Source organism: Kitasatospora sp. NPDC001683 (assembly GCF_053596495.1).
This window is the reverse complement of sequence record NZ_JBSFGK010000016.1, coordinates 111645-122837: the sequence shown is the minus strand read 5'-3', so window position 1 is coordinate 122837 and position 11193 is coordinate 111645. Positions and strand designations below refer to the sequence as shown.

Sequence of the window (11193 nt, the reverse complement as noted above, 5' to 3'; positions counted from 1 at the left end):
CCGTCGGTCCGGCGCAGCCGCTCGGCGATCCTGCGGTACCCGTTCAGCTTCAGGTCATGGTGCGGGTCGGACGACGGCCCACCGCCTTCGTTCCGAAGCGGTCAGGCCTTCGGGAGCGTTATCCCCAGTTCGAGCATGGCCGGGGAGGCCGGCCCGCCCTCGGAGCGCTCGGTCTTGTAGCCCTTGACGCCGGGGGCGACGGTGCGCGGGTCCACGGCCTCGGAGGGGGCGCCGGTGGTGTAGAGGCCGTCCGGGTCCTGGTCGCGGTCGTGGGGGAGCAGCCAGAAGACGCGGCGGCGGAAGGTGCCGGAGGCCCGGGAGGACTTGGCGTCGGGGCCGAGGATCGCGTAGCCGACCATGCGGCCGTCGCGGTGGTAGGCCGGGCGGCCGCGCCGGGTGGTGAGGCGGTCCAGCGACTGGCGCACGTAGTCGAGCTCGGTGGTGTCCTCGAGCCAGACGAGATCGGTTTCGTGGGCGAGCTCGGCCGGGTCGATCAGCGCGCTCACGCGTTCTGCTCCTCTGTGTCGTCGGTGATCAGGCCGATGCCCGGGTAGTACTTGCGGCTGTTGGACAGGACCATCTCCTTGGGAGAGGTCATACCCAGTGTCTCGCGGACTCGTGCGGCGAACGCGCGGCCGGATACGGGATTGGCCCCCTCGAAGCCGCACCAACGGGTGTAGGCGCCGAAGAGCTGGGACTGTTCGGCGCGCATGCCCTCCCCGGTGATGCAGGCCTCCTTGAGGAAGCGGCCGACGTGGTCCTCGGTCTCCGCGTAGGCGGTGGTGGCGGTCTGGACGGCCTGGGGGCCGGCCAGGTCCTTCTCACCGGCGAAGTAGCGGCGGGCGCCGTCGATGAGCCAGGCGAGGATACCGGGGCCCTCCTCGGCGACGAGGACGTGGGCCAGGTTGTCGATCTTGCGTTCCTCGGGGACGACCCGTTCGAAGGGGATGAGGCGCATGCGGCGCCAGAAGGCGAAGCCGCCGGTGCCGACCTCGGGGCGGTGGTTGCCGAGCAGCCAGAGCTTGTGGGTGGGCTCGAAGGAGAAGAAGTCCTGGCGCATCCGGCGGGCCTTGATCTTGTCGCCGCCGGTGAGGAGCTTGACCCGGGCCTCGTCGAAGCGGTCGCCGGGCTTGAGTTCGGAGCAGACGATGATGCGCCGGCCGTGGAGTTCGGCGAGGTCGGTGGGGTGGCCGTCGAAGGTCTTGGCCATCAGGAAGCCGGGCGGGGCCGCGTCGGCGTAATCGCCGAGCAGCTGGATCATGACGTCCAGCAGGACGGATTTGCCGTTCTTGCCCTGGCCGTAGAGGAAGGGCATGACCTGGGCGCCGACGTCGCCGCTGATCGAGTAGCCGAGCAGCAGGTGCAGGAAGTCGCGGGTCTGGCGGCCTTCCTTGTCGTCGCCGAAGGTGTCGGTGAGGAAGCGGTCCCAGCGCGGGGTGGGCATCCGGGCGGGGGCGAGCGTGGTGGAGCGGGAGTGGTGGTGGACCTTGGGGTCGGGCGGGGCGATGGCGCCGGTGCGCAGGTCGACGACGCCGCCGGGGGTGCACAGGGCGTAGGCGTCGGCGTCCAGGAGGGCGGCGTTGAGGACCATGCCCGGGGCGGACTTGGCCTGGGCGAGCATGGCGTTCATGCCGGAGGTCGACAGCGCCCGGCGGCGGTGCCGGCGCAGGTCCGCGTTGGTGTAGACGCCGCGGGGGTCGTGGGTGGCGACGCTCTCGGCCATCTCGCCGGCGGCCCACAGGACGGTGTCGTCCTCGTCGAGCTGCCAGCGGTGGGTGGCCCAGCGGTACCAGCCGATGCCGGGGACGTGGCGGTAGTCGCGGCCGTAGAGGTGGACGAAGAGCTTGGCGTTGCCGCGGTCGGACAGGGAGTCCGGCAGGAGGCCGTGGGAGCTCGCCTGCGGGCCTGCCGGGGGGCCGTCGGGCTGTCGAGGGGTCAGAGCGGCCTGGAGGGGGGCAGGGGGGGCTTGTGGGGCCGTTACGGGAGTGGGGGAGTCCAGGAGGCTCTCCTGGACGGCGGTGCCGTGCCAGGGCGCCTGCGCGGGCCCGGGGACGGGCGGGTACTCCAGGATCTGCTGGGCAGCGGCCACGGGGTCGAAGACCGTCCTCTTGCGGGTGCTGTCGCTCATCCTCGCGCCTTCCCTACGTACAGGGGCTGCCGGGCACCGGCGGCGAGACCGGAGCGGATCACGGCGGAGCTCTGCCGGTCCTGGGAGGGGCGGGCGGTACGGGCGGCGTCGGCGAGCAGTTGCTCGGCCTCGGTGTGGGTGAGGTGTCCGGCGGAGACGAGGCCGCCGACGGTGTAGGCGGCGCGGTTGAGCTTGCCGGTGAAGCCGGCTCCCTCGGGGGTGGTGGCGCAGTCGGTGACGTCCTGGAGGACGGTGTCGAGGACCCGTTCGGCACCTCGCCTGCCGCCGCCCGCCGCGACGACGGCCTGGCGAGCACGGTCGGGGACGGCCGGCTGGGGCGTGCTGAGCTGTTGGCCGAGGCGGTCCTTGAGGTGGCCGGTGCGGATGAGCTCCTCGGCGAGCCACTGGGGGAGTGGTGCGGGGGTCGTGGCGCCGGGCAGGGGGGTGTAGGTGCCGCTGGTGGTAACGGTGCTGGGGGCGACGATGTAGCCGCCGTGGGCACGGACGTCGACCTGCCAGGCGAGGGCCCGGCCGGTGGAGGAGCCGGTGGAGCAGGTGAAGCGGTGGTGGGCCTGGTCGCGGTACCAGATGTGCAGGCCTCCGGAGGGGGTGCGCACGCGCAGGGTTCCGGTGTCCCGGGACGGGTCGGGTGCCTTGCGCAGGGCGGCGAGCAGGGCAAGGGTGTGGTAGCCGTTCTCCAGGCCGTCGAGGTCGACGCGGTCGTGGATCGGGATGCCGGGCAGGATCCGGTCCCTGGCGGGGACATCGGCGGGGTGGCTGTCGACATCGATGACGACCAGGCCTGCGGGGCCGCAGGCGACCCCGGTGCCGAAGTCCGGGTTGACCCGCCACCAGGCACCGATGAGGTCCTGGTCGGTGGTGGCGGCGTGGAATCCGTGGCACCAGCGACCGACGCGGTGGCAGGAGCAGTCGGTGGGGGAGTGCGGGGAATCCTGGCAGGGCTGGCAGTTCGCCGGAGGGGTCTTGCGTCCCGGGGCCAGCGGATGGACGGGCCAGCCCTGGGCGGCACACCAGCGCGCGACGGCCAGTGCGTCCGGCTGACGCTCCGTTCGGTCGCTCCCCACGGCCATCGGCGCCGTCACGCTGGTCCCTTCCCCTTTGGTTCGGTAGCTGCTGCAGCTGCTTCGGTAGCTCAGTAGCTGCGCGGACTTGAGTCGCTTGTTCAGTCGCTGACGGCAAAAAGCCAGGTCAGAGCACTGGTGGGTGCCGGATCAGCGACTGAAGCGACCGAAGTCCAGAAGATAGCTCACACAGACTAGCCGAGCGAGCACATACCGTCCCGGACTGCTGCGACGTGCGGGGAAACTGAGCGACCGAACCCTGGGACAGCGACCGAGTCGCTTCGGTCGCTGTTTTCGGTATGGCGGCGTTTTCGCAGGTCAGAGCCATTTTTAACAGCAAACAGCGACTGAAGCGACTGAAGCCCGGGTCTATAACGCGCACACGCACACGGGAATGTCTTCATATACCCGACCTTGAGTCGCTTGGGTCGCTGATGGGGTGGGCCAATGGGCTCTGACCTGGGATTTTGTCCAGCGACTGAAGCCCAGCGACTGAAAGCGACTGAGTCTCTCGGGCCCTGGCCCCGGCGTGTCGCGAGTGTCAGGCGCGGATGAAAGCCCCGGGCTCGGTCGCTTGGGTCGCTTCAGTAGCTCCGGTAGCTCCGGTCGCCGTCGGAGCAGCACCACAGTGCCGTCCCCGGGGCAGCCGCTCCGGGGAGTTCCCGCCTGGAGTTCCGGGCTTGGGTCGCTTGGGTCGCTTGGGTCGCTTCGGTAGCTGAGTCTCTGCCGTGGGAAGCGCCCTGCGAGGCCCGTACGGCACGGCACATGGACACCTCGGCCGATACCCGGAGCTACCGAAGCGACCCTGGGACTGACATGCCCTCGTACTCGGTGCGCTCGACGCCCGCCGCCCCGACCGGCGGTTCGAGGAGAACCGCGCCCGCGGTCGGACGCCAGTGGTATTCATCTGTCGTGTACGTGTACCGGGGGACCTCGACCTCCTGCTGGAGCTGTCGCTGCCGGGAACGGGCGAACGCGTCGATGCGGCCGTCGTCGGCCAGGACGCGACCGGTGAGCTGACGGTGGTGGCGGTCGAGCTGAAGCAGTGGACGTGGGCCGTCTCTCACCGCTAGAGCCCGGGATGCTGGAGGTCGGGCAGCGGACCGTACCTCACCCCGCCCGACAGGTGGGCGGCTACGTCTTCTACCTCAGGGACTGGGGTCGGCGTGGCCGGAGTACAGGCGAAGGGCGTAGCGGTCCTGCACAACGCGGGCGCCGAGCTGCTCGGGCACCTGCGCGCGATGATGCCGGCGACCGCGCCGAGCGCCGAGTTCCCGCTGCTGGGCCGTGACGACATCGCCGCCGGCGTCCCCGTGGGCGAGCTCTCGGGGGTGAATCCGTCGATCTCTCGGCCCGGTCGGACGAGCGGGATTCCTCCTCCGGCACGGCGCTACAACCTGGTCGGCAGTGGCCCGTACCTGGTCGATGGGCATGACGGGAGCATCCATCCCGTCCCCGCCACCACGTGGATAGCCGAGGACTGGGAGGAGCTCTACCTCCGGCAGATCAAGGGCGCCAGAACGCCCGACCCACTTGTCTCCACCGTCCGCGCACTCGTGGGCTCCGCCGGGGCCGTGGCCGCGATGAGCCACCTGCTCAAGCAAGTCCCTCGCTTGAGCCTGCAGGAGGCACGGGCCTACGTCAGGGCCATCCAGGACGGAGCCGAACCGTCGGACGAGCTGGCGAACCTCACCAGAGAGGCGCAGAGTTGCCCACCGCTGCCTATCACAACGCTGGCCGGCCCGATCCAGTAGCAGTCCGGGTGACCGAAGGCGGGGCAAGGCCCAAGACGGGCCGCTGGTCCACGCCGGCTGAGCTGGCGCACCACGATGGCGCTCACCGCTTGGCGCATCACGTTCTCGACGTGGGCAGGGAGCGTCTCGTAGTCCCGCGCCCGGCATCGGTTGGGCGGTGATCCAAGAACGGCTTGCGATCAGATCGCTCATCCCGTGCACCTTCCAACCGATGCTGGTGACGGTGGGTCGGCTGGACCCCAGCGGGTGCAGGGAGGACATCGTCTGCGTCGGCTGGACCGGCGCCGGCATCGGGCTGACCCCCGCGGGTGCGGGGAGGACAGCCGGCGGTCGCACCGCGGACGGCCTTCGCCCCGACCGCGCCGGGTGCGGGGAGGACGCCCAGGACGTCCCGGGTCAGGTCGTACTGGGCGCCCCGACCGCGCCGGGTGCAGGGAGGACCCTGCGCGACCTGCGGCGATGAAGCGGCTTTGCCGTTTCTTGACCGTTGGGTTGGTGGCAGTCGTTCGTGTGATGGCAGGGAAGTGAGGTGGCAGCGCTGTTGAGGAATTAAGGAGCGGTGGACATCGTGCCACGAGAGCGTGGACACGGGCTGGGAGAGTTCAATTCTGCCGGGGGCTCAGCCGATTCGGGCCCACGGACGGACCGTGTTGGCCAAGGCCTGCAGCTCCTCATAGGCAGTGCGCCGATCAGGTCAACCGCTATCGGGTGCCGGGCACCATCGCCAGCTCGTTCGTCCCCGCAGGGGTAAGCCACCCCACCCCATGGGGCCGCGTCCCGGGCCCTGACCTGGGCACTCGGCTCGCGTGCCCGTCGTCCGGTAGATTCTGCGCCCTGCTGATCGGCACACGAAGCGGCAGTGCGCCGCGGGTTCGACACGGGGGGCGACGGGGTGCGGACCGGGAACGGGCGGGACCGGCGGGTGGGGGATCTGCTGGAGTGCTGGCGGGCGGTCGAGTTGTTCAGCCCGCCCACCATTCCGGAGGTGCCGCGCAAGCGCCGTACCGGCAAGCCCCGTGCCACCGACACGTACGTCGTCGACATCACGCCGGCCGTGGGGGAGTCCGCGCCGCTGCTGCCGTGGGCGCCGGAGCATCCGGAGACGGCGGCGTGGCGGGCGCCGCGCGGGATGGCGTGGCGGCACGAGGTGTACGGCGGGGTGTTTGAGCTCGAGCTGCTGCGCCAGGCGATGATCGCCGTACTGCCGGAGGGCACCGACCCGGATCCGGGGGTGCCGCAGGAGGAGCTGGTGCTGTCCGGGAAGAGCGCGATGTTCGCGCTGGTCCTGGACGAGCGCGGGCGGCCGATCGAGGACACGTCCGTGGTCTCCGCGTGCGCCTGGGCGGCGGGCCGGCTCTTCGACCCGGGCCCGTCGGTGCCCGGGTGGCTGGACGGCTTCGAGGAGCTGGGCGAGGCGTTCGAGGTGGCGGTGGGTCAGCTGACCGCGACCCCGATCCCGTACACGACGGCGGGAGGGTACCGTCCCCCGTCGGCGGCACTTGCAGCACAGGAGGGAGCTCCGGCCGGTAGCTGGCGGCAGCTGCTCGCGGAGATCCTGGGCGGCGCGGCGGTGGCGGCGGTCGGTGCGCTGTTCGGTGAGGTCGCCGGTGCCGCTCTCAAGGGGGCGACGGAGCCGCTGGTGCGCCGGGTGGCCGACTGGGCGGCGGCCCGTCGTGCGGCCGGCGGGGCCGCTGCCGGGGACTGCTCCGCGCTCCCCGGAGCCACGGCCACGGGGCCGGGTTCCGATACGGCAGCACCGGCACCCGTGCACGAGGCCCGCGACGACGACCACGGTCCGCGCCCCGTCACGCTCGCCGACCTGGTCGCCCTGACGGCCCAGATCGCCGACCTCTGCGGCGTCCAGCGCCGCCTCGACCCGCGCGTGATCCGCATCCAGAGCCGGCTCGTCCACCTCCCGCGCGACCCCAAGGCCAAGCCCACGGCCGCGCAGCCCTTCCTCAACAGCTTCCTGCCCCCCGACCTCGCCCGGGTCCGCGCTGCGCTCGGGGACGACGGGAGCGGCCTCGGCCCCGCTCTCGACGCCTACCTGACCGCCCGCCGTGACATCGCCGTCCTGGCCCGGACCGACCTGCGCGAGGACCGCCGTGCGGTGCTCGACGGCGTCGACCCGGTCCTCCACCCCGCCGGGCGCTGGCCCGCGAAGGCCGAGCACCCGCTCGCGCTCAGCCAGCAGTTCGCGGTCAACCGCATGCTCGCCGATGCGCGCACCGCCGACACCGACGGCGGCCTCTTCTCCGTCAACGGCCCGCCCGGCACCGGCAAGACCACCATGCTGCGCGACCTGGTCGCCGCCCTCGTGGTCGAACGGGCCGCCGTGATGGCCGCCTTCCGGCGCCCCGAGGACGCCTTCGTCGGCCGCGCCTGGCAGGGCAAGGACCGCCAGGGCCGCCACAAGCGCTACGTCGCCGCCCTCGACCCCAGGCTGACCGGCTACGAGATCGTCGTCACCTCGTCCAACAACGGCGCCGTCGAGAACATCACCGCAGAGCTCCCCGGGGCCGCCGCCCTCGCCGAGCACTGGCGCGAGGGCCCCGACCACTTCTCCGACCTCGCCTCCGCCCTGCTCAAGGGAGCCCCCGCCTGGGGACTGGTCGCGGCCGTGCTCGGCAACAAGGCCAACCGCAAGGAGTTCAGCGAGCGCTTCTGGTGGGGGCGTTTACCCGAGAAGGAGGCCGACGCCCGCACCGCAGCCGGGCTTCCCGAGCTGCGCGGCATGAACGCCGTGCTGGGCGACTGGATACCGCCGAACGCTCCGAAGCCCGTCGGCACCCCGCGCGGCAGAGGCACCGCCGCCGTACCCTCCCAACCCGTACCCTCCCAACCCGTACCCTCCCAACCCGCACCCGCCCAGCCCCTCCCCTCCTGGCGCCAGGCCGTCACCGCCTTCAAGGCCGCCCAGACCGAAGTCGAACGCCTGCGCACCGAACGGGCCCGCCTCGCCGCCGCCCTCGCGGACACCGAATCAGGACGCGGCCGGCGCCGCCTCGAAACCCTCGACGACGCCGTCCGGCGAGCCGACGAGCGCGTGGCGGCCGCCGAAGCCCGCCACGACGCCGCCGCCACCGCCGCGGTGACCGCCGGCAGCGCGGCCCTCGCCGCCGAAGCCGCCCAGCGCACGGTCCACGAGAGCATCCCCCAGGCCCGAGAAGCCCTCGCCACCGCCCGCTCCCAGCTGGCGTCCGCCCGCCAACGCGTCGACCACCACCGCGAATACCTCGACATCCTCACCGCCCGGTACGAAGCACCGCCCGCCACCGAACCCGGCCTGCGCTCCGGACTGCGCCGCCTGCTCCAGAGCAGTGCCGAACGCCAGGCCATCGAGCAGCAGCACGAACGCGCCCGGGCGGAGACCCTCGCCCTCCTGAACCAGCAGCGCACCGCGCTCCACGAGGCCTACGACCAGGTCGCCGACTGCACGCGCACCGCGGAACTCGCCGCCGCCGACCTCCAGGCCCGCTCCACCACCGGCATCGCCGACGCCGACGCCGCCGCCGGCCGGGCCCGCGCCCACGAGGACGCCGCCCTCACCGCCGAGTCCGCCGCCCACGAAGCCGTCCAACAGGCCCGCCGCGAAGCCCGGGCCGCCCGGCGTGACCTCGAGACGGCCACCGCCGAACTCGACGCCGCCCACCGCACCCTCCGCCAGGCCGCCACCGGCTTCCCGTCCCTGCCCCTCGACTGGACCGACCTCGACGACCAGGAGCAGGAACTCGGCTCCCCCTGGTCCGACGAAGCCTGGTGCACCGCCCGCAGCGACCTCTTCATGCGCGCCCTCGACCTGCACCGCGCACTCGTCGCCGCCAACGCCAAAAGAGTCCGCGGCAACCTCCAGGTCCTGATGGAGCTGATGACCGGCACCGGCGGCCCCGTCCCCGACGAGCAGGTCCACCGTGCCTGGCAGACCCTCTTCCTCCTCGTCCCCGTCGTCTCCACCACCTTCTCCTCCATCGGCACCATGTTCGCCCGCCTCGGCCGGGGCACCATCGGCTGGATCCTCGTCGACGAAGCCGGCCAGGCCACCCCGCAGGCCGCCGTCGGCGCCCTCTGGCGGGCCCGCCGCGCCGTCCTCGTCGGCGACCCCCTCCAACTCGAACCCGTCGTCACCATGCCGACCGCCCTGCAGCGCCGGCTCCTCCTGGCCTACGGCGTCGACGAGGAATGGCTCCCCTCCGCCACCTCCGCGCAGGCCGTCGCCGACCGCGTCAACCGCTACGGCACCTACCTGCCCGCCCCCGCCGGCGCCGACGACGACACCGTCTGGGTCGGCTCACCCCTGCGCGTCCACCGCCGCTGCGAAGACCCGATGTTCACCGTCAGCAACGACGTCGCCTACGGCGGCCTCATGGTCTACGGCACCCACCCCCAGCCCTTCCCCGACCCCGACCACGACGGACTCCTCCCCAGCCGCTGGCTCGACACCGACGACCCCGACCGCCCTGCCGACGCCCCCTGGGGCGAACGCGACCGCCGCGCCTTCACCTTCCTCCTCGACCGGCTCGACCACCACGGCATCACCCCTGAACGCCTGCGCATCATCGCCCCCTTCCGTGCCCTCGTCGCCGAAGCCCGTACGATCTGCCGCACGCGCCCCGGATGGACCCGCGAACTCCTCGACGAACGCTGCGCCACCGTGCACAAGGCCCAGGGCAAGGAGGCCGAGGTCGTCGTCCTCGTCCTCGGCGGCAACCGCCCCCGCGCCCGGGAGTGGGCCGCCCGCACCCCCCACCTCCTCAACGTCGCCGCCAGCCGCGCCAAACGCCGTCTCTACGTCATCGGCGAACGCGCCCTGTGGTCCCCGCTGCCGTACTTCGACGTCCTCGCCGCCGAACTGCCCGCCTACGACCACATAAACGACCGCGACACCTGGCCCCTCGCCGCCCCCGAACCGCCGGCCCCACCCTCATAGCCCCTCCGCGGCCCCGGCCGCACGGGCCTCGAGGCCTGAGATCGAGCAGCTGGTCGACGCCATCGACGGCATATGGGGGCGGTTCCGGGGAGGAGGAGGGAGGCGACGCTGTACATCCCCTACCGTCTCGAACGGGGCCCGTACGGCGCGATCCAGGCCTCCACCGACTTCAGGACCCTGACCGCCGGCGGCTACACCTGCACCGGACACGCAGGGCGGAACCTGGACCCCAACACGCCGGAGGTGGCGGAGCGGAACCTGCGGAACCTCCTGTTCAGGGACATCACCAAGCACGGAGTGCCGCTCAACGTACAACCGTTCCCACCTGCGGACGGACTCGCCTTCACGTTGACCGTGAAGGCGCCGCGATGAGACTTACACGGGTACCGGACATCATGCAGGGCTTCCGCCCGGGTTGATCGCGTGGTCGAAGGCCGTGAGCCGGTTCTGTTCGGTGTCGAGGTTGCACAGGGTGTCGTAGGCGTACTCCCGGGCGATGCCCGACGGGTGGGTGACGAGTTCGCGGTAGAGGATCCAGGTCCCTCCGCGGATGAGCGCCTCGCACTCCTCCTGCTGGGCGGTGTCGCCGGCGCTGAAGCACAGGAGGAGGTGCAGCAGAGTGGTGCGGGCGACAGGTGTGGTGAGCGTCGGGTCGGCCAGGGCGGCCAGGACCACGGCGGTGGCGGCGGGAGCGGGCTCCATCAGGTTGGACTGGATCATGACGTGGTCGTCCATCTCGGCGAAGGTGGCTTCACCTTGCGTCCGAGCGTTGACCAGCCGCAGCAGCGCGGCTGGCAGATGGGTCGCCGGATGTCCGCAGCCGCATCGCATGGCGTCCCAGTCATGCCGACCGATCTCGGTGCGGACCACCTGCATGGCCGGGTGCTCGCCGGCGAACGGAGCCACCGGCAACCGGGGGCCGGCGGCGATCGCGTCCCGCTCGGCGCGGTACGCGTCGAGCAGCCGGAAGAACTCCGCGACCGGCGTCGAGCCTGCGGGCGTCTCACGCTCGATCTCGGCGGCCCAGCCGAGCGGGCTGCGTCGGCCGAGGCGTCGCCAGAGCCATTGCGCGAACGAGTCCTCGGGCCAGAAGTCGAAATCCTCCCCACCCCCGTGGACACCCAGCGCGACGCGATAGCCGATCAGCATCGACTGCAGGTGCCGCAGCGACCCGCCGAGCAGCCACATCTCGGGGCGCAGACGCACCTGCTCCAGGAAGTCGTGGACACCGGTGCACTCCTGCCAGTGCTTCGGGGCGGCGTTCCGAGCCCTGTCCTCGGTCGGCATGCCAGGAGCATACGG

The 11193-nt window shown here is 72.0% G+C and carries 7 protein-coding genes; 3 read left to right on the top strand and 4 right to left on the bottom strand.

From position 1 onward, the window contains the following. Nucleotides 1-101 precede the first annotated feature (101 nt). The 3 genes from ACWCYO_RS11810 to ACWCYO_RS11800 are packed head-to-tail and all read right to left on the bottom strand — an operon-like array spanning nucleotide 102 to nucleotide 3219. Nucleotides 102-506 (bottom strand): DUF6009 family protein, encoded by a 405-nt coding sequence (locus tag ACWCYO_RS11810; RefSeq protein WP_449784130.1) that lies wholly within the window; start codon nucleotides 504-506, stop codon nucleotides 102-104. Further along, nucleotides 503-2128 (bottom strand): DNA primase family protein, encoded by a 1626-nt coding sequence (locus ACWCYO_RS11805; RefSeq protein ID WP_270151846.1) that lies wholly within the window; start codon nucleotides 2126-2128, stop codon nucleotides 503-505. The genes ACWCYO_RS11810 and ACWCYO_RS11805 overlap by 4 nt, the downstream gene beginning before the upstream one ends. After that, nucleotides 2125-3219: a bifunctional DNA primase/polymerase gene (locus tag ACWCYO_RS11800; protein WP_270151847.1), complete on the bottom strand. Its 1095-nt coding sequence runs from the start codon at nucleotides 3217-3219 to the stop codon at nucleotides 2125-2127. The genes ACWCYO_RS11805 and ACWCYO_RS11800 overlap by 4 nt, the downstream gene beginning before the upstream one ends. A gap of 887 nt (nucleotides 3220-4106) precedes the next feature. Between ACWCYO_RS11800 and ACWCYO_RS11795 the strand changes: the two genes are divergently transcribed. The 3 genes from ACWCYO_RS11795 to ACWCYO_RS11785 all read left to right on the top strand — a co-directional run bounded on the left by ACWCYO_RS11795 (nucleotide 4107) and on the right by ACWCYO_RS11785 (nucleotide 9891). Beyond that, nucleotides 4107-4283, top strand: coding sequence for a hypothetical protein (locus tag ACWCYO_RS11795; RefSeq protein WP_449784129.1), 177 nt, complete (start codon nucleotides 4107-4109; stop codon nucleotides 4281-4283). 93 nt (nucleotides 4284-4376) lie between these two features. Next, on the top strand, nucleotides 4377-4964 hold the full coding sequence (locus ACWCYO_RS11790) for a hypothetical protein (RefSeq protein WP_449784128.1): 588 nt from the start codon (nucleotides 4377-4379) through the stop codon (nucleotides 4962-4964). 922 nt (nucleotides 4965-5886) lie between these two features. Next, nucleotides 5887-9891, top strand: coding sequence for an AAA domain-containing protein (locus ACWCYO_RS11785; RefSeq protein WP_449784127.1), 4005 nt, complete (start codon nucleotides 5887-5889; stop codon nucleotides 9889-9891). Between the two features lie 393 nt (nucleotides 9892-10284). Here the strand turns inward: ACWCYO_RS11785 and ACWCYO_RS11780 are convergent, their stop codons facing one another. Further along, a complete protein-coding gene (locus tag ACWCYO_RS11780; protein WP_449784126.1) occupies nucleotides 10285-11178 on the bottom strand; it encodes a hypothetical protein in 894 nt (297 codons plus the stop codon). Nucleotides 11179-11193: the final 15 nt, after the last annotated feature.